We start from the raw sequence: 17,819 nt of genomic DNA on the forward strand, positions 1-17,819 counted from the left end.
GGCGAATATGTGCGCCGCCGGTACGGCCCATTGACGAAATGGGCTATCACTTCCAATCAGTTTTTGACACGATGTCTAGAAAGCATGTTCTTGACACCATGTCAAATACTCTGGGGAGCCGAGGTTGAGGCCGCGCGAATTCGATCACGACGAGGTCCTGCGCATCGCGTTCGATCAATTCTGGCGCAAGGGCGTGCGCGGCACCTCGATGTCCGACATCGCGCGCGATGCCGGCGTGCAGCGCGGCAGTCTCTATAATGCCTTCGGCAGCAAGGAGGCGCTGTTCCTGCAGGCCTATGAACGCTATGCGGAGGATTATGTCGCAGCGCTGCAAAGGGCGCTGGGGATAGGCAGCTTGCGCAAACGCCTCACCGTGTTCTTCGAACTGACCATCACCAATTTCCGTTCCGGCACACCGCCGCGGGGATGTCCGACCACGCGCGGCTTGATGGAACTCGGCTCGGCCGAAGGCGAAGGGCTCGATGAAGCGGCGCGTCAGGCTTTTGCGAGCCTCCTCTCGCGCGTCACCGCTTTGGTTCAGGATACGCTCGCGGCCGGTGCAGAGCGCGGCGAGTTCAGCGGCAATCCCGCCGCCGCAGCGCTGCACATTGTCACGGTCACGCGCGGTCTCGCCGTGCTCGAACGTGCGTTCGGCGACGAGCCGCAGCTGCGCAAGATCGCCGCCCACGCGATCGATCTCGTGCTGGGCAAAAGGGGGCCTAAAGCATGATCCGGAAAAGTGCGTAGCGGTTTTCCGAAAAGATCATGCTTAAACAACAAGCTAAAGCGCGATGACGATTCATCCTAATCGCATCGCGCTTTTGGTGTCAGCACAGTGCAAGCGCGTTGACCGCCCGTGTCGCCGCGTCTTCCTTGCCGGAGCCGACCAGCTGGCAGACGATGGATTCGAGCTCGCCCGGCTGCTTGCGGCGCGCGACCGCCAGCAATTGCATCAATCCGGCCTCGTCCTTCGACAGGCGCCGGCAGGACGGCGGCATGAAGCACAATTCGCAGGGCCGGCCGCTGCGCAGGATTCTGACCAGCGCGGCAGCGCGTGCCACCAGCAGCGGACTGTCGGAGACGCCGGGCGCCTCGTCGGCAAAGCGATAGGCCGCTTCCCAGCAATCGGAGGCGCCGGTCGTATAGGCTGCCCCGATGAACCGGAACAACGACAGCGCGACGCGGCAGAAATCATCGTAGCTTTCGACGGTGGGACGCGCCGCAAGCGCGGCCTGGAGCGGACAGAGCCGCGGCTGGCCGGCGTTCGGGACCGTCACAGAACCGCAAATATCCGGAGGCATGAACGATCTCGTCAGTGCAGCGTCGGGCTTCCGACCAGCCAGCTCTTCATCGCCATGGTGCGGTCATGATCGAAAGACCGCACTTGGCGGTCGGGCAGGATGAGGCCTGCCATGCGAAAGATCGTCGCGAGCCCTCGCACGGGCGCGAGCGCCCAATCGGCGCCGACCGGCGGCAGCCAGCTCTCGAACCGCTCGCGCGCGATGTCGATGCGATCCTGTTGTGCCGCGGCGATGGCATGCAAAATTTCCCGCTCGCCGTCAGACACGCGCGGGCAGGTCGGGCAGTGCACTTCGATGGCGGTATGGGCCGTGCAGGCGAATATCTCGATGATGGATTCCAGCGAGGCCACGGCATCGCCCACGCGAAAATGGTCGTACACCTCCTGGATGTCGGCTGCGGTCGGAACGGCACCTCCGCTGCGTGCCTTGGCCCGGAATCCCCAGATGAAGAGCCGTTCCGCCGCGCTCAGCGCGGGCAGGTCGAGAGACCTTGGTGATGTCGATGGATGCATGGAGCCTCTGGCCCTTGGCTTCTCGCACGCCACAGCTGGCGCTGGTTGCTGCGTCGATCGTTCTGCCAGAGCCCCCGCCAAGTCAACGCGCAGAAGGCCGATATCGAGGTGTTCTAGATTTGAAGAGGTTTACATTCGAATGCGGGGCCGGGTCGTTAGACGACGACATCGATGCGCGGCGGCGGGCCTGCGGCGGCCGCTGGCGGAACCGGAATGCTTAAGGCTTTGCTAAGGGGGGCGGGATAAATTGGCATATCTGTACCGCCAATTCTGCGAGCTCTGATGATTTTTTTCTCCCGCATCAGCTTCAAGCTGGTCCTCATTGTCGGCATCAGCCTGCTCGGCATGATCGCGCTGGCGCCGATCGCGCTGTCGACCCTGCGCACCCAGATGGTGGCCGATCGCCAGGCCAAGACGCAGCAGATGGTCGACGTCGGCTACGGCATTCTCGCCCATTATCAGAACCTCGAGAGCGAGGGAAAACTGCCGCGCGAGCAGGCCCAGGCCGCCGCAATGGCCGAGATCAAGAGCCTGCGTTACGACAAGGTCGAGTACTTCTGGATCAACGACATGACCCCCAAGATGGTCATGCATCCGATCAAGCCGGAACTCGACGGCAAGGATCTGTCCGGCATGAAGGATCCCGCCGGCAACGCCCTGTTCCTGGGCTTCGTCGACGTGGTCAAGAAGCAGGGTGCGGGCTTCTACGGCTATCTCTGGCCCAAGCCCGGCTTCGACCAGCCGGTCGGGAAAATCTCCTATGTGAAGGGCTTTGCGCCCTGGGGCTGGATCATCGGCACCGGCATCTATCTCGACGATGTCGACGCCGCGTTCCGCCAGAACGCGATGACTTTCGCCTATGTCTGCCTGGCGGTGCTGGTGGTGGTCCTTGCAGCCTCCTTCCTGATCGGCCGCAGCGTCACCGGACCGCTGGCCCGGATCACCGCGCTGACCGAGCGCCTCGCCGCCGGCGACAGCGCCTTCGAGGTGCCCTACATCGATCGTCGCGACGAGGTCGGCGGGCTTGCCAAGGCACTTGCCGTGTTCAAGGACAATGCGTCGGCCGTTCGCCAGATGCATGCCGAACAGGAAGAGATGAAGCGGAAAGCCGATGACGAGAAACGCAAGGCGATGACCGACCTCGCCGGCAAGTTCGAGGCGAGCGTCCAGGCCGTCGTCCGCGACGTCTTCAACGAGGCGCGCGCGATGCAGCAGGCCGCGCAGGGCATGTCGGAGACCGCGAACAAGGCGAGCGACCGCGCCAGCTTCGTCGCATCCGCCTGCCAGCAGGCATCGAGCAACGTGCAGACCGTGGCCTCCGCCGCCGGTGAGCTGTCGTCCTCGATCTCGGAGATCAGCCAGCGCGTCGCGCAGGCCGCGACCGTGGCCGACAAGGCCGCCGCCGACGGGCAGCGCACCAACGACACCGTGCAGGGGCTGGCTGCGGCCGCGCACAAGATCGGCGAGGTCATCGACCTCATCAACCAGATCGCATCGCAGACCAATCTGCTCGCGCTCAATGCCACCATCGAGGCGGCACGGGCCGGCGAGGCCGGCAAGGGTTTTGCGGTGGTCGCGAGCGAAGTGAAGTCGCTGGCGAGCCAGACCGCGAAGGCAACCGACGAGATCGGCGCGCAGATCACCGCGATCCAGGCCGAGACCAATCAGGTCGTCGGCAACATCGAGAGCATCCGCGCCACCATCATGGAGGTCAACGAGATCTCCTCGTCGATCGCCGCCGCCGTCGAGGAGCAGGGCGCCGCCACGCAGGCGATCGCGCACAGCGTGCAGGAAGCCGCGTCCGGCACCGATCAGGTCTCGCAGAACATCTCCGGCGTCACCGAGGCCACCGCGGCGACCGGCCAGGCCGCCGGGCTCGTGCTGCAATCGAGCGGCCGGCTGACGCAGAAGCTGCAATCCCTCGAAAACGAGGTCAGCACCTTCGTCGCGGGCGTGCGCGCGGCCTAGCGTACTGCGCGACGCCTGTTATTTCCGCGTCGCGGCATCGGCCGCGACGCCGGTGCTGTTTTTCTTGACATGACCTCTGCCGTGCTCGACGTGTAACGACGTCGGTCGACGGCACCTGCGTGCCTTCGCGAGAAGAAAAGCAACACGGGAAGAACGTCATGAACGTGGGCCTCGACGAGAAGGACTACCTCGCCACCTTGCGCGGCCTGTGGGACAAGGCCCGGCCGAAGGGCGGGACCTCGATCCCAATCGTTCTGCTGCCGTCTGAGTGAGAGATACCATGTCGTTCAAGAAGCTCCTGATCGCCAATCGCGGCGAGATCGCCATCCGCATCGCGCGGGCTGCGGCCGATGCCGGCATCGCGACCGTTGCGATCCATCCCGCCGACGATGCGCTGTCGCTGCACGTGCGTGTTGCCGACGACGCCATCGAAATCCCCGGCCGCGGCGCCCGGGCCTATCTCGATATCGACGCAGTGGTGACGGCGGCGAAGGGCGCCGGCTGCGACGCCGTGCATCCCGGCTATGGCTTCCTCAGCGAGAACGCAGCGTTCGCGAAAGCCTGCGCCGATGCGAGTCTTACCTTCGTCGGCCCAAAGCCGGCGGCGCTCGACCTGTTCGGCGACAAGGTCGCGGCTCGGCAATTGGCAAAGCGCTGCGGCGTGCCGATCATCGCCGGCACCAGCGGGCCGTCGAGCCTGGAGGAAATCACGGCGTTCTTCACCTCGCTCGGCGGCAACGCGGCCATCGTCATCAAGGCGATGGCCGGCGGCGGCGGGCGCGGCATGCGCGTGGTGGAGAACGCCTCCGATCTCGCGGAAGCCTATGCGCGCTGCCAGTCGGAGGCCAAGGCGGCCTTCGGCTTCGACGGTGTCTATGCCGAGCGCCTGATCCGGCAGGCGCGCCATATCGAGGTGCAGATCATCGGCGACAAGCATGGCGCGATCACCCATCTCTGGGAACGCGAATGCACCATCCAGCGCCGGCATCAGAAGCTGATCGAGGTGGCGCCGAGCCCCTCGCTGAGCGACTCCTTGCGCGGCCGCATCATCGACGCCGCGAAGCAGCTTGCAGCGGCCGCGGCCTACGACAATCTCGGCACGTTCGAGTTCCTGGTTGACGGCACCGCCGAGGACAGCTTTGCCTTCATCGAGGCCAATCCGCGGCTTCAGGTCGAGCACACCGTGACCGAAGAGGTGCTTGACCTCGATCTCGTCCGCGCCCAGCTGGCGGTCGCCGCGGGGGCTTCGCTGGCCTCCCTCGGCCTGGCGCAGGAATCCATCCCGAAGCCCCGCGGCCATGCCATGCAGCTCCGCGTCAACATGGAGACGCTTGACGAGACCGGCGCGACGCATCCGACCGGCGGCGTGCTGGCGGTGTTCGAGCCGCCCTCCGGGCCCGGCGTGCGCGTCGATAGTTTTGGTTATTCCGGCTACAAGACCAGCGCCGCCTTCGATTCGCTGCTGGCAAAGGTCATCGTGCATACGCCGGGCGAAGCCTGGCATGACGTGGTCGCCAAGGCGTCGCGCGCCTTGCGCGAGTTCCGCATCGACGGCGTGGTCACCAACATCGCCTTCCTCCAGGCGGTGCTGGCGCATCCCGATTTCAGGACCAACCGCATCGCGACTGATTTCATCGACCGCAATATCGCAAAGCTCGTCGATGCCGCCGATGGCGCGGCCAAGCCGCTCTATTTTGCCGCGGCGGAACGAAGCGGAGCGCACGGCACCGAAGCGCATGTCGCCCAGGTGGTGCCCGAAGGCGCGGTCTTGGTCGCAGCGCCCTTGCAGGGCACCATCGTCACCATTCAGGTAAAGGAAGGCGAGATCGTGCGCCCGGGCCAGCAGCTCGCGGTGATCGAGTCCATGAAGATGGAGCATCTCGTGATGGCCGAGCAGGGCGGCCGGGTCATGAAGCTCGTCGCCGGCGACGGCGCCACGCTGCTGCATGGCGAGCCGATCATGTATCTGGAGCCGCTCGACGTCGCGGCGGATCACACGGCCGCGGAAGCCGATGTGGATCTCGACCACATCCGCCCGGATCTTGCCGAGCTGATCGCGCGCCAGGCCAACACGCTGGATGCGAACCGCCCGGCCGCGGTCGAGCGCCGCCGCAACACCAACCAGCGCACCGCGCGCGAGAACGTCGCCCAGCTCGTCGACGAAGGCTCGTTCATGGAATATGGCAGCCTCGCGATCGCGGCACAGCGCCGCCGGCGCAAGCTCGACGACCTCATCAAGAACACGCCGGCCGACGGCCTCGTCATGGGCGTCGCCACGGTGAATGCCGAGAAGTTCGGCCCCGAGGGCGCGCGCTGCATCGTCGTGGCCTATGACTACACCGTGCTCGCGGGCACGCAGGGCCACATGAATCACAAGAAGATCGATCGCATGCTGACCCTTGCGGAAGACTGGCGGGTGCCGCTGGTGTTCTACGCCGAAGGCGGCGGCGGCCGGCCCGGCGACACCGACCGGCTCGGCATGACCGGGCTCGACGGTCCGTCCTTCGTGCAGTTCGCAAGGTTGTCCGGCCTCGTCCCTGTCGTCGGCGTCGTCTCCGGCTATTGCTTCGCCGGCAACGCCGCGATGCTCGGCTGCTGCGACGTCATCATCGCCACCAAGAACGCCTCGATCGGCATGGGCGGCCCGGCCATGATCGAGGGCGGCGGGCTCGGCGTCTATCACCCGGCCGAGGTCGGCCCCGTCTCGTTCCAGTCGCCCAACGGCGTCATCGACATCCTGGTCGAGGACGAGGAGGAGGCAACGCGTGTCGCGCAGAAATATCTGTCGTATTTCCAGGGCGCGGTGACGGAGTGGGAAGCCGCCGACCAGCGCCTGCTTCGCCGCGCCATCCCCGAGAACCGCTTACGCGTCTACGACATCCGCAGCGTGATCGATCTCGTCGCGGACAAGGATTCCGTGCTGGAGCTGCGGCGCGACTACGGCGTCGGCATGATCACCGCGCTGATCCGCATCGAAGGCAGGCCGTTCGGCCTGATCGCCAACAATCCGCGCCATCTCGGCGGCGCCATCGATGCCGATGCCGGCGACAAGGCCGCGCGCTTTCTCCAGCTCTGCGACGCCTTCGATCTGCCGATCGTCTCGCTCTGCGACACGCCTGGCTTCATGGTCGGCCCGGAGGCCGAGAAGACCGCGATCGTCCGCCACGTCTCGCGCATGTTCGTGACCGGCGCGAGCCTCACCGTGCCGCTGTTCGGCATCGTGCTGCGCAAGGGCTATGGTCTCGGTGCGCAGTCGATGATCGGCGGCGGCTTCCACGCCTCGTTCTTCACCGCGGCCTGGCCGACCGGCGAGTTCGGCGGCATGGGCCTGGAAGGCTATGTCCGCCTCGGCTTCCGCAAGGAGATGGAGGCGATCGCCGACCCCGAGGAGCGCGAGACCTATTATCGCAACAAGGTCGCCGAGCTCTATGCCAACGGCAAGGCGGTCTCGATCGCCTCGGTGTTCGAGATCGACAACGTGATCGACCCCGCCGAAACGCGGCGCTGGATCATGGCGGGGCTGCGGTCAGTGCCGAAGCCGCCGGCGCGCACGGCGAAGAAGCGGCCGTGCATCGATACCTGGTGAGGGCGGTGCAGCAAATCGGCTCTGACTGAGCATCCAGGCATTCTGCTTCGACACCGTCATGCCCGGGCAGAAGCGCGAAGCGCGTCTTCGCGCTAGATGTCCCGGGCATCCACGTTCTTTCGCACGCGCGGCAATACGTGGATGGCCGGGACGAAGCCCGGCCATGACGGCGTTGAGGCAATGTGCCTCCATTCCCCATTCCCGGTTCCCGATTGACATCCCCGCCTGTGGTGCCAGACTTTGCACAATAATACAGGGTGGAGACGTCCGCGATGGCCAGCTTGTCGGCCTCGAACCATGTCGCCCGTGTCTTGTCGGTCGCCAATCATGTGGCCGACGTCGATGCCTCTTCGCGAATTGCCAATTCCTGGCGGCGGTGCCTCGTCAACCACAAGCTCGATCCGGCGCGGCAGGGACCGCCGCAGACCTTCACCGAAGCCGAGGTCCGGCATGCCGCCGAGCCGATGGAGGAGACGATCAGGCTCGCAATGCCGGAGCTCGACGATCTCGCCCGTGCGCTGCGCGACGCCGGCTATTGCGTCAATCTCGCTGATGCCAACGCAACCATGCTGTTCAGCCGCCTGCCGGGCGAAGCCGACGCAAGGATGTTTCTGGACTGGAAGATCTACACGGGCTCGAACTTCGCCGAGACGTTCGAGGGCACCAATGGGCTCGGCACGGCGCTGGCCGAGGCGAAGCCGATCCTGGTGCATCGCGACGAACATTTTCGCGCGCAGTGGCACATGTTCTCCTGCGCCGTGGCGCCCCTGTTCGACCAGGCCGGCCGGCTCGTCGGCGCCGTCAACATCACCTCCTGCCGCGAGGATCTGGAGCGCACCGCACATCAGCTCGCGCTCGCGGTGACGATGCAGGCGACCCGGCGGATCGAGGGCGCGATCTTCCGTGCCCATTTCCGCAACGCCTGGATCGCCACCGTGCCCGGTGACGGTGGCAGCGGCCTCATCGCCTATGACGATGACCGCCGCGTCGTCGGCGCCTGCCGCTCCGCGCGCGCACTGCTGGGCCTCACCGACGGCATGATCGCCTCCGGCATCGATGTGTCCCGCTACGTCCGTTTTGATCATCAGGCCGTGCGCGGCACGGATGAGCTCGTCGAGCTGCGTCGGGCGGATGGCGGTCCGCTGGGCCAGGGGCATGTGGCGCCGCCGATGCGCGCAAAGCCCCTTGCACCACGCCGCGACGCGCCCGTCGATCGCTTCGATGCGCTGCATCGGCTCGCCGGCCGCGATCCCGGCCTGATCAAGAGCGTGAACCGGCTCAGGCGCATCGGGGATCACAATCTGCCGGTGCTGCTGCATGGCGAGACCGGTGTCGGCAAGGACGTGTTCGCGCGCGCCATTCACGCCGCCAGCAACCGGGCGCGTCACAACTATGTCGCGCTGAATTGTGCGGCGATGCCGGAGAGTCTGATCGACGCCGAACTGTTCGGCTACGAGGCCGGCGCCTTCACCGGCGCCCGGCGCGACGGTTCGAGGGGCCTGATCGTGCAGGCCGATCGCGGCACGCTGTTCCTCGACGAGATCGGCGACATGCCGATCGGCTTGCAGACGCGCCTGTTGCGCGTTCTGGAAAACCGCGAGGTCTGGCCGCTGGGCGCGCTCAAGCCTGTCGCCGTCGACATCCGTCTGATCAGCGCCACACATCGCGACCTCGGCCGCATGGCGGAGCAGGGCGCGTTCCGCGCCGATCTCTATTTCCGCCTGCGCGGCATCGAGGTGCGGCTGCCGGCGCTGCGCGAGCGCGCCGACAGGGACGATGTCATTCGCCAGATCGCGCGTGAGGAAGCACCGAATTGTCGCCTGTCGGACGAGGCCTGCTCGCAGCTCGCGGCCTATCCGTTCCCCGGAAACATGCGCCAGCTTCGCCACGTGCTGCGGCTCGCCGGCTGCACGGCCGAAGATGGCGTCATCACCGATGCGGATCTCGATCTCCCGCCGTTTGGTGGACGGACGGAGCCTGATCTCGAAGCAGCCGAGCGTGCGACGATCGTGGACACCCTTCGCAAGCACGGCGGCCGCGTCACCGAGGCGGCGCGCGCGCTCAAGCTCAGCCGCGCAACGCTGTATCGGAAGATCAAGCAGCTGAAGATCGAGACGGCGCAACGCGGCTGGTGCGAGAGCTAGGTTTGAAAGAGCCCAAGGACCGTCACCAAGGCTTTGGCGTAAGTTGGCGAGAATTTGCGGGCGGGGAGCTAATCATCTTTCCGCGCCGCTCCGAAAGCCTGACGTTCGCAATATAGTATCGCGAGGTCGGCTTGCGAAAGCGTCTTGAGATACTCTATATCGTCAGACGAAGCCATCCACTCGAGCAATTTCTCGCGAGGCGTGGACTTGTAGGTTTCGTAGAAGAACAATGCCAGCTCCAGCCAATTCTGTGCCTTACTAGGGAGCGGGCGTACTTCTCCAAAGAACGTCTCAGGATGACGCTTCCACGCAGCTATTTCCAAATCAGTCATCGGCGTTCGCATGGTCATGTTCTGCATTCCATCGACTGACCGATAGAAACCGATGACTTCTTTCTCGTTCTCCAACACGATGGCCTCATAGAGCCGAGCGCTGATTTCTTTCCCACTCGGGTCTGGGATCAAGTAAACTTCGCCAAAACGCAGACGTGGCGGCGATCCTTCGGGGGCAAAAGCGAACTCTGGATTTTCACCGTCGAATGTCGAAGGAATTTCGTAGTGCGCTCTCATGGAATCGAGAAGCGCGAGCATTTCCTTGTGACGCTCGTGCGATTCGATCGCATCTTTCAATCGATTGAAGCCGACGTCAGGTCCAAAGTCGGGAATACGACAACCCGCTGCGATCACTTGTGTGCCGCTGCCAATCGCGTTCAGATTATTGTGGAACGAATGGTTAGTGACTACTACGTATGCACTCGGTTTCTCGCCCCCATCGGGAGCCGGGGTCTTTTCTATGTTACGTATCTGATCAAGGGCTGCCTTTGGCCATCCATCGTCAAAGGACGGTTCTGTCAGCATGTCGGGCACATTCACTTCGATCATTACGATGCGCTTGTGTTGTGCGTGCTTGGATAGAGCCTTGTTCAGCTTGTTGCCAACACGCAACCGCTTGACCTCATCTATTGGCCCGTCCTCGGTCGATGATCTATTCCTCGCCTTTACCTCGACCGAAAAGTTTGCTCCAGTTTTTGGATAGGTGGCAACAAACTCCACGTGCGATGAACGCCCATCCTTTTCATTCTCGTAAGCCAACTTAAAACCAGCCTTCAAGAATGCAGCGGCCGCATAGGTTTCGAACAGCTTCCCGATGAAATCGTCGGAGCGTTCGCTTTTTAACTTGTCGACGAAACTTGAAGTGAGTTGATCAACATCCTTCGGGTCTGCGTGATGAGCGATTAGGTACAGATTGTAAGCGAGGTTGATAAACGCGCGCTGTGCCCCGGTCATCGGCCCGACGAGCAGATTGCCGACTTTGGTATGATTTCGTTTCGAATCTGCGATGGCTTGATGATACCAGCGGACAATTGGATGGCGTTCTGTATCTGGCTTGTTGGATTCGGCCTGAAACCATTCCTTGCCGAGAGAGCCGATCAGAAATTCTCTCAGAAAATCTTGAAAAGTTTTCTAATTCTTGGAAAAGTAGACTGTGTTGCCGACCGCGACTATTCGATGGTCATTAAATGGCGCAGAGATAATTCCCTTTCCTAAGCCCTGCTGTTTTTCTCGCTGGGCACGCTCCGCTTCCATTTTACGCATCGCTTGTTTGAACGCGCGCTCGTGCTCTGCATCGCGGAACGGAGCAGCATTGGGGTATTTGCCGTGGCATTTCTTGTATTTCAACCCGCTGCCACAGTCGCACGGCTGATTTCGTCCGATCTTCGCCAAGGCTGCTAGTGCTCCGTCTTCCGAATCGGCGTGGCTACGGTGGCACAATGCAGGGTAGCGGTACGAGGATTAGGACGTTTGTCCGGGTTATTCACAGGCAGCAAGACCGGGGTTAGACGTCAGCGTGCCAGCTTTTTTAGCCGAAGCCAGCGATATGACTGGATGATAAAGCAATGAAATTCGGCGGTTGTCATACCGTATTTGGCGGCATTGGCACTGCGCCCAACCAGCCGAACGTTCCGCTTCGTATAACCGCGTGCTGGCGTGGTGCGGTCAATGGTGACGCCGAACGGACCGCTGAATTCGAGTGGCGCTCCTGTCAGCGCACAGCAGCCCTTTTGCCGACGCCACAGCCGCTTGAGGTACGGCAGATCAATGTTGATCTTAGGCAATGCAGGACGGTTGGCTGCATCAACGACATCTGCGATGCGCGCGATGGTGCCTATAGGATCGCTGTTCGTTCGGGCTGGTGCTTCGGCAAGAAGGGTGAGATCGGCGCGGAACATAGCTGGCACAGATGCACGCGCGATTCTCTGAAGTAGTGGCCGGGCGTGAATAAGGCGCTGATCTGCGTGACGGCGCGACACTGATGTCCCCGCATTGTCAGCGATTTCTACTTTTTACACCAGCCATACACTCGAACGATTGCCGATTGATTTTGCTCGGCAATTCCCGCTATTGACTTTCCCACAAGGGAGAAGGCAAGAGGGCAGCTCTCTCACGAAAAATCCGTCCAGCTCAGATGGCGTGCATCGAGATCGCCGAGCGAGATCCCTTCCCGTATCTCGCGCGGCGTGTGGAAATTGCTGCGCAGATACACCAGCGGCGTTGCCATGGCCGAATGCGAGGCGCTGCGGACCTCGCCGACGAAGATCGAATGGGTCCTGGTCTCGAACTCCTGCGCCAGCACGCAGTCGAACGCGGCGACCGCGTCCGTCAGCACCGGGGCGCCGGTCGCGCCCCGCGTCCACTGTCCGAAGCCGAAGCGGTCGTCGCCGTTGATGCCCTTCTGGCCGCTGAAGGTGAGCGCGAGCAGCGCGTGATCCTCGTGCAGGAAGTTGACCGCGAACGCGCCTTCCTCGCGGATGCGCGCATGGGCGCTGGCATTGCGGTTGACGCAGACGATCAGCGAGGGCGGGGTGTCCGACAGCGAGCAGGCCGAGGTCACCGTCAGGCCCGTGCGCTTGCCGTGCTCGGTCCCCACCGTCACCAGTGCCACCGCGCCGGCGCATTGGCGCATCGCCTGCTTGAAGTCCTTGGCGTCCACCGTCACGCGGAAATCTCCGAAATGAATGCGGGTGCGGCACGATCGCGCCGCACCCGCTGAGCGTCAAGCCGCCTTCCTCGCAGAACCGAGATGCGCAAGGCGCGGCATCACCTCGTTCTTCAATAGCGAGAGCGAATGGTGCCAGGCTTCGGCCTTGTGCTTGTAGTCGAAGCCGAACACCAGGAGCACGCCGAAGCCGCCGACCTCGTCGTAGATCTTCTCGATCTTCTCGGCGACGGTCGCGGGCGAGCCGACGATCCAGTTCCGCTTGGCGCAATATTCGACAGTGACGTCGCTGTCGGGCACGTCGGGCGCGTGCTTCAGATAGTCCTTGAAGCCGAAATGGCCGAGCAGCGGCAGGAAGTACTCGCTCATCATCCGGCCCATCATGTCGCCGGTCGAGAGCCTCCAGGCCTCCTCGTCCGTGTCGGCGACGAAGACCTCGCGCACCAGACGCCAGTCCTGCCGGTTCGGCTTGCGCCCGGTCTTGGCGGCGCCGACCTCGACGGAATCCCAATGGCTGGAGACATAGGCCGGATTGAGGTTGAGGCTCATCGGGATGAAGCCGCGCTCGCCTGCGAGCTTCAGCGTGTCCGAGTTCTTGGAGAGACCGGCAACCCCGATCGGCGGATGCGGCGCCTGCAGCGGCTTGATGTGTGGCTTGAGGAAGTCGAACATCGTGTCCGGCTTGGTCACCGTCCAGAACTTGCCTTTGTAGGTCCAGGGCGCGGGATCGCTCCACATCTTCAGGATGATCTCCAGCGCCTCGCGGGTCATGTCGCGGTTCTGCCCGCTCATGCCGTCGACGTTGAACATCGCCCAGTCGCTCGGCAGGCCCGAAGCCGCCACGCCGAAATTGAGCCGGCCCTCGGAGAGATGGTCGAGCATCGCGACGCGGTTGGCGAGCTCGGCCGGGTGGTGATAGGGCAACAGGAAGCCGCCCGGCCCGATGCGAAGCTTCTTGGTCTGCATCAGCGCCTGTGCGATGAGGAGGTCCGGCGTGGGATTGGGTTCCCACGGCGCGGTGTGGTGCTCGCCGACCCAGGCTTCCTGATAGCCGAGCTCGTCGAGCCAGCGCATGACCTGCAGGTCCCAGTCGTTCCCTTCCTTCAGGCCGCACTCCGGCGGATGCGAAGGCATCGTGAAATAGCCGATCTCCATGGGTTTCCTCATCTGGTGTTGACGCGTCTTGTCGCGCGTTGACGGAGTTGAGCGGGGAGCGTTCAGCAAGCGCTGTGCCAGCGCGCTGCAGCCGAAAATCCGAGAGAAAGGGCTGGTTTGCCCGCGCAATAGCCGGTATCTCGACCAGGGCCCGCAAGAGATCGTCTCATTGTCGCGAGACGGCGTCTTGCTGGTGAGACAAGACCTTGCAGGTGAGACAAGAACCTGGCCGTGAGACGAGGACAGTTTCGCATGACCGAACCCGCTTATGTCGCGGTGGACTGGGGCACCAGCAGTTTTCGCCTGTGGCTGGTCGATCGTGCCGGCCTCGTGCTGGCCGAACGCCGCAGCGATGAAGGCATGCTGGCCGCCGCCAAGACCGGCTTTCCCGCGGTGCTGCAATCGCATCTCGCGGCGGTCGAGGCGCCGGATCATCTGCCGGTTCTCGTCTGCGGCATGGCCGGCGCGAAGACCGGCTGGGTCGAGGCCGGCTATGTCGACACGCCGGCCCCGCTCTCCGCCGTCCTGAACCAGGCTGTGCGCGTCCCCGGGCAGGCGCGCGACATCCGCATCCTGCCGGGCATCGCACAGCGAGACGCTGCCGCGCCGGACGTCATGCGCGGCGAGGAAACGCAGCTGCTCGGCGCGCTCGGCCTCGATGCGGTGGGCGAGGCGCTGGTCTGCATGCCCGGCACGCATTCGAAATGGGTGCGCGTCAGGGGCGGCGTCGTCGAACGCTTCTCCACCTTCATGACCGGCGAGCTGTTCAGCGCCGTCTCGCGCGAGACCATCCTGTCGCTCGCGATCGCGGGCGCCGACGAGGCCGAGGATATCGCGAGCTTCAAGGCGGCGGTCAAGGCGGCGTACGCCGCGCCGGCCTTCGCCGCGAATCTCCTGTTCACGGCGCGCTCGCGGCAATTACTGTTCGGCGGCACGCCGGCCGCGGCGCGCGAGACGCTGTCGGGCACCCTGATCGGCGCCGAGCTGGCCGCCGGTCTCTCCGGCGCGGTGCGGCAGGCGGCTGTCGTGCTGATCGCCTCGGGCCGGCTTGCGATGCTGTACCGGCATGCCTTCGATGCACTGTCGTTCACGGTGCAGCCGGTCGATGCGGATGAAGCCGTCCGCCGCGGCCTGTCGATGGCGGCTGCCGCGATATGGACGAAATAGAAGGATTCTTGAGATGAGCGTTGCCTTTCCGTCAATGAAGCGGCCGCTGGTCGCGATCCTGCGCGGCGTCAAGCCCGAGGAGACCGAGGCCATCGTCGGCGTGCTGATCGAAGCCGGCATGACCGCGATCGAGATCCCGCTGAACTCGCCCGATCCGTTCCGCTCCATCGCAATGGCCGTGAAGCAGGCGCCACCAGGCGTGTTGATCGGCGCCGGCACGGTGCTCACTACCGCGGATGTCGATCGCCTCAACGACGTCGGCGGCAGGCTGATGGTCTCGCCGAACGTCGACACCCAGGTGCTGGTGCGTGCACATCAATACGGCATGGTCACGCTGCCCGGCGTGTTCTCGCCGACCGAGGCGCTGCTTGCCGCGCGCTCCGGCGCATCGGGCCTGAAATTCTTTCCGGCGAGCGTGTTGGGTGCCGCCGGCATCGCCGCGATCCGCGCCGTGCTGCCGTCAGGCGTGATGATCGCCGCCGTCGGCGGCGTCTCCGACCAGAATTTTGTCGAATACATCAAGGGCGGCGTGACCGCGTTCGGGCTCGGCTCCAGCCTCTACAAGCCCGGCATGAGCGCCGCCGATGTCGCCGCGCGCGCCAAGGCGACGGTCGAAGCCTATGATCGGGCGATTGCGAAAGACTGAGCGTAATAAACCAGCTGTGAACTCGTCATCGCCTAGTATGCCTCAAATTGCCGCGATGCTGATGTTGACACTTCGCGCAGTGTGACCGGCGCAGCAGGAGACTGATATGGCGATCAACAACGTGGCCGATCTGTTCGTGGCGACGCTCGAACAGGCTGGCGTCAAGCGCATCTACGGCATCGTCGGCGACAGCCTGAACGCGCTGACCGAGGCGCTGCGCCGCCGCGGCACGATCGAATGGATCCATGTCCGCCACGAGGAGGTCGCTGCCTTCGCCGCCGCCGGCGAAGCCGAGGTGACCGGGAGCCTTGCGGTGTGCGCCGGCTCCTGCGGTCCCGGCAATCTGCATCTGATCAACGGGCTGTTCGACGCGCATCGCAGCCGCGTGCCCGTGCTGGCGATCGCGGCGCAGATCCCGACCGCCGAGATCGGCGGCGGCTACTTCCAGGAGACGCATCCGCAGAACCTGTTCCGCGAATGCAGCCATTATTGCGAGCTGGTCTCCGACCCCAGCCAGCTTCCTTTCGTGCTGGAGAACGCGATCCGCGCGGCGGTGGGCCTGCGCGGCGTCGCCGTGGTCGCGATGCCCGGCGACGTCGCGTTCCGTAGCCCGCCGAAGCGCGCGCTGTCGACGACGCGCGGCCTTGGCGTGGCGGCGCCGAAGGTGGTGCCGCAGGCCGATGAGCTCAAGGCGCTCGCCGATCTCCTCAACGGCACTGAGCGCGTCACCCTGTTCTGCGGCCGCGGCTGCGCCGGCGCGCATGCGCCCCTGATGCAGCTCGCCGAGGCGCTGAAGAGCCCGATCGTGCATGCGCTCGGCGGCAAGGAGCACGTCGAATACGACAATCCCTACGACGTCGGCATGACCGGCTTCATCGGTTTCTCCTCGGGCTATGCCGCCATGCACGCCTGCGACGCGCTGGTGATGCTCGGCACCGACTTTCCCTACAAGCAGTTCTTCCCGACCGATTGCCAGATCGCGCAGATCGACATCCGCCCGGAAAATCTGGGCCGCCGCTGCAAGATCGATCTCGGCCTCGTCGGCGACGTCAGGCTCACCATCGAGGCGCTGCTGCCGCTGTTGAAAGCGAAGACGCAGCGCAGGCATCTCGACGACGCCGTCGCGCATTACAAGAAGGCGCGCGAGGGCCTGGACTCGCTCGCCAAGGGCACGCCGGGAGCCAAGCCGATCCATCCGCAGTATCTCGCCAAGGTCGTCAGCGACCATGCCTCCGACGATGCGGTGTTCACCGCCGATGTCGGCACGCCGACGGTGTGGGCCGCGCGCTATCTCGACATGAACGGCCGCCGCCGGTTGATCGGCTCCTTCGTGCACGGCTCGATGGCCAATGCGATGCCGCAGGCGATCGGTGCGCAGGCGGCCCAGCCCGGCCGGCAGGTCATCTCGCTCTCCGGCGACGGGGGCTTCACCATGATGATGGGCGATCTGATCACGCTCACGCAAGAGAAGCTGCCGGTGAAGGTGGTCGTCTTCAACAACGGCGTGCTCGGTTTCGTCGCGCTGGAGATGAAGGCGGCCGGCTTCGTCGACACCAATGTCGACCTGGAGAATCCGGATTTCGCGGCGATGGCGCGTGCCATGGGGATTTTTGCCAAACGCGTCGAGGATCCGGGCGAGCTTCCCGGTGCGGTGAATGAGATGCTCGCGCATGACGGGCCGGCGCTGCTCGACGTCGTCACCGCCAAGCAGGAGCTGTCGATGCCGCCGACCATCACCACCGAGCAGATCAAGGGCTTCAGCCTCTGGGTCTTGCGCGCGGTGATGAACGGCCGCGGCGACGAGGTGCTCGACCTTGCCAAGACGAACCTGCTGCCGCGGTGATTCGGCTGGGGCAGATCGGCCCACCTCTCCCGAAGGGAGAGGTCGGATCGCATCGAAAGATGCGATCCGGGTGAGGGGTTACGGTCTCGCTGAGTGCTGCGGCCCCTCACCCGGATTGCTCGGGCGCGCAATTGCGCGCCGAAGCAATCCGACCTCTCCCCGCCGGGGAGAGGTGAAGGTCTGCCAGTGCAGCACGCTGCCGATCAGCAGGGCCGGCACGAAGCCAAGCACGATCAGGAAATGCGGCAGCTGCCTCGGCGAGACGAAGGCGATCGCGATGTCCGAGATCAGCCAGAGCGCCGCGAACATCACCGCGAAGTCCGTTCGCGGGCAGCGCAGGTAGTAGAACACGGCGGTGATGACGATCGCGGGGCCGATCGCGACCGCGATCATGATCGCGGTCAGCTCCTTCGGCGTCACCGCGTCAAGCATCATCGAGGCCAGCAGCCAGAGCGCGGCGAACATGGCGACGATGTCGAGCGGATGCCGCAATTCAATAC

At 64.4% G+C, this 17,819-nt stretch carries 15 protein-coding genes; 7 read left to right on the top strand and 8 right to left on the bottom strand.

What is annotated here, in order from left to right; genetic code table 11:
* Nucleotides 1-124: 124 nt before the first annotated feature.
* Nucleotides 125-730, top strand: coding sequence for a TetR/AcrR family transcriptional regulator (locus tag E4K64_RS19525; protein WP_135164966.1), 606 nt, complete (start codon nt 125-127; stop codon nt 728-730).
* Between the two features lie 97 nt (nt 731-827).
* On the opposite strand, the gene E4K64_RS19530 is transcribed toward E4K64_RS19525, so the two are convergent.
* Nucleotides 828-1,301, bottom strand: coding sequence for a hypothetical protein (locus tag E4K64_RS19530; protein WP_135164967.1), 474 nt, complete (start codon nt 1,299-1,301; stop codon nt 828-830).
* An 11-nt stretch (nt 1,302-1,312) separates the two neighbouring features.
* Nucleotides 1,313-1,813, bottom strand: coding sequence for a hypothetical protein (locus tag E4K64_RS19535; protein WP_135164968.1), 501 nt, complete (start codon nt 1,811-1,813; stop codon nt 1,313-1,315).
* 285 nt (nt 1,814-2,098) lie between these two features.
* On the opposite strand from E4K64_RS19535, the gene E4K64_RS19540 reads away from it, so the two are divergent.
* From E4K64_RS19540 to E4K64_RS19550, 3 genes are all read left to right on the top strand, one after another.
* Nucleotides 2,099-3,781 (top strand): methyl-accepting chemotaxis protein, encoded by a 1,683-nt coding sequence (locus E4K64_RS19540; protein ID WP_135165036.1) that lies wholly within the window; start codon nt 2,099-2,101, stop codon nt 3,779-3,781.
* Nucleotides 3,782-4,061: 280 nt separating this feature from the next.
* Nucleotides 4,062-7,367, top strand: coding sequence for an acetyl-CoA carboxylase family protein (locus tag E4K64_RS19545; RefSeq protein WP_167772123.1), 3,306 nt, complete (start codon nt 4,062-4,064; stop codon nt 7,365-7,367).
* A gap of 272 nt (nt 7,368-7,639) precedes the next feature.
* Entirely contained in the window at nt 7,640-9,511 is a 1,872-nt protein-coding gene (locus E4K64_RS19550; RefSeq protein WP_167772124.1) for a sigma-54-dependent Fis family transcriptional regulator, read from the top strand.
* Nucleotides 9,512-9,579: 68 nt separating this feature from the next.
* On the opposite strand, the gene E4K64_RS19555 is transcribed toward E4K64_RS19550, so the two are convergent.
* From E4K64_RS19555 to E4K64_RS19575, 5 genes are all read right to left on the bottom strand, one after another.
* The gene (locus E4K64_RS19555) at nt 9,580-10,797 is read right to left on the bottom strand and encodes a hypothetical protein (protein ID WP_135164971.1); all 1,218 of its coding nucleotides are present in this window, start codon (nt 10,795-10,797) and stop codon (nt 9,580-9,582) included.
* A 177-nt stretch (nt 10,798-10,974) separates the two neighbouring features.
* On the bottom strand, nt 10,975-11,235 hold the full coding sequence (locus tag E4K64_RS19560; RefSeq protein ID WP_167772125.1) for an SEC-C metal-binding domain-containing protein: 261 nt from the start codon (nt 11,233-11,235) through the stop codon (nt 10,975-10,977).
* Nucleotides 11,236-11,354: 119 nt separating this feature from the next.
* Nucleotides 11,355-11,741: a hypothetical protein gene (locus E4K64_RS19565; protein ID WP_135164973.1), complete on the bottom strand. Its 387-nt coding sequence runs from the start codon at nt 11,739-11,741 to the stop codon at nt 11,355-11,357.
* A gap of 212 nt (nt 11,742-11,953) precedes the next feature.
* The gene (locus E4K64_RS19570; RefSeq protein WP_135164974.1) at nt 11,954-12,508 is read right to left on the bottom strand and encodes a flavin reductase family protein; all 555 of its coding nucleotides are present in this window, start codon (nt 12,506-12,508) and stop codon (nt 11,954-11,956) included.
* A gap of 57 nt (nt 12,509-12,565) precedes the next feature.
* Nucleotides 12,566-13,663 (bottom strand): LLM class flavin-dependent oxidoreductase, encoded by a 1,098-nt coding sequence (locus E4K64_RS19575; protein WP_135164975.1) that lies wholly within the window; start codon nt 13,661-13,663, stop codon nt 12,566-12,568.
* A 252-nt stretch (nt 13,664-13,915) separates the two neighbouring features.
* On the opposite strand from E4K64_RS19575, the gene E4K64_RS19580 reads away from it, so the two are divergent.
* From E4K64_RS19580 to poxB, 3 genes are all read left to right on the top strand, one after another.
* The gene (locus E4K64_RS19580; RefSeq protein WP_135164976.1) at nt 13,916-14,830 is read left to right on the top strand and encodes a 2-dehydro-3-deoxygalactonokinase; all 915 of its coding nucleotides are present in this window, start codon (nt 13,916-13,918) and stop codon (nt 14,828-14,830) included.
* 13 nt (nt 14,831-14,843) lie between these two features.
* The gene (locus E4K64_RS19585) at nt 14,844-15,476 is read left to right on the top strand and encodes a 2-dehydro-3-deoxy-6-phosphogalactonate aldolase (protein WP_135164977.1); all 633 of its coding nucleotides are present in this window, start codon (nt 14,844-14,846) and stop codon (nt 15,474-15,476) included.
* Nucleotides 15,477-15,582: 106 nt separating this feature from the next.
* Nucleotides 15,583-17,319 carry a ubiquinone-dependent pyruvate dehydrogenase gene (poxB, locus tag E4K64_RS19590; protein WP_135164978.1) on the top strand — a complete coding sequence of 579 codons (1,737 nt, stop codon included), beginning with the start codon at nt 15,583-15,585 and terminating at the stop codon, nt 17,317-17,319.
* A gap of 78 nt (nt 17,320-17,397) precedes the next feature.
* On the opposite strand, the gene E4K64_RS19595 is transcribed toward poxB, so the two are convergent.
* Entirely contained in the window at nt 17,398-17,811 is a 414-nt protein-coding gene (locus E4K64_RS19595; protein ID WP_235884715.1) for a hypothetical protein, read from the bottom strand.
* Nucleotides 17,812-17,819: the final 8 nt, after the last annotated feature.

This window comes from Bradyrhizobium frederickii, from assembly GCF_004570865.1.
In the GTDB taxonomy this organism is placed as follows: domain Bacteria; phylum Pseudomonadota; class Alphaproteobacteria; order Rhizobiales; family Xanthobacteraceae; genus Bradyrhizobium; species Bradyrhizobium frederickii.

Excerpts from the sequence above, each read along its gene's own strand:
- E4K64_RS19530 (WP_135164967.1), bottom strand. The coding sequence starts at position 1,301 with ATGCCTCCGGATATTTGCGGTTCTGTGACGGTCCCGAACGCCGGCCAG.
- E4K64_RS19580 (WP_135164976.1), top strand. The coding sequence starts at position 13,916 with ATGACCGAACCCGCTTATGTCGCGGTGGACTGGGGCACCAGCAGTTTT.
- poxB (WP_135164978.1), top strand. The coding sequence starts at position 15,583 with ATGGCGATCAACAACGTGGCCGATCTGTTCGTGGCGACGCTCGAACAG.
- E4K64_RS19555 (WP_135164971.1), bottom strand. The coding sequence starts at position 10,797 with ATGACCGGGGCACAGCGCGCGTTTATCAACCTCGCTTACAATCTGTAC.
- E4K64_RS19550 (WP_167772124.1), top strand. The coding sequence starts at position 7,640 with ATGGCCAGCTTGTCGGCCTCGAACCATGTCGCCCGTGTCTTGTCGGTC.
- E4K64_RS19575 (WP_135164975.1), bottom strand. The coding sequence starts at position 13,663 with ATGGAGATCGGCTATTTCACGATGCCTTCGCATCCGCCGGAGTGCGGC.
- E4K64_RS19565 (WP_135164973.1), bottom strand. The coding sequence starts at position 11,741 with ATGTTCCGCGCCGATCTCACCCTTCTTGCCGAAGCACCAGCCCGAACG.
- E4K64_RS19585 (WP_135164977.1), top strand. The coding sequence starts at position 14,844 with ATGAGCGTTGCCTTTCCGTCAATGAAGCGGCCGCTGGTCGCGATCCTG.
- E4K64_RS19545 (WP_167772123.1), top strand. The coding sequence starts at position 4,062 with ATGTCGTTCAAGAAGCTCCTGATCGCCAATCGCGGCGAGATCGCCATC.
- E4K64_RS19535 (WP_135164968.1), bottom strand. The coding sequence starts at position 1,813 with ATGCATCCATCGACATCACCAAGGTCTCTCGACCTGCCCGCGCTGAGC.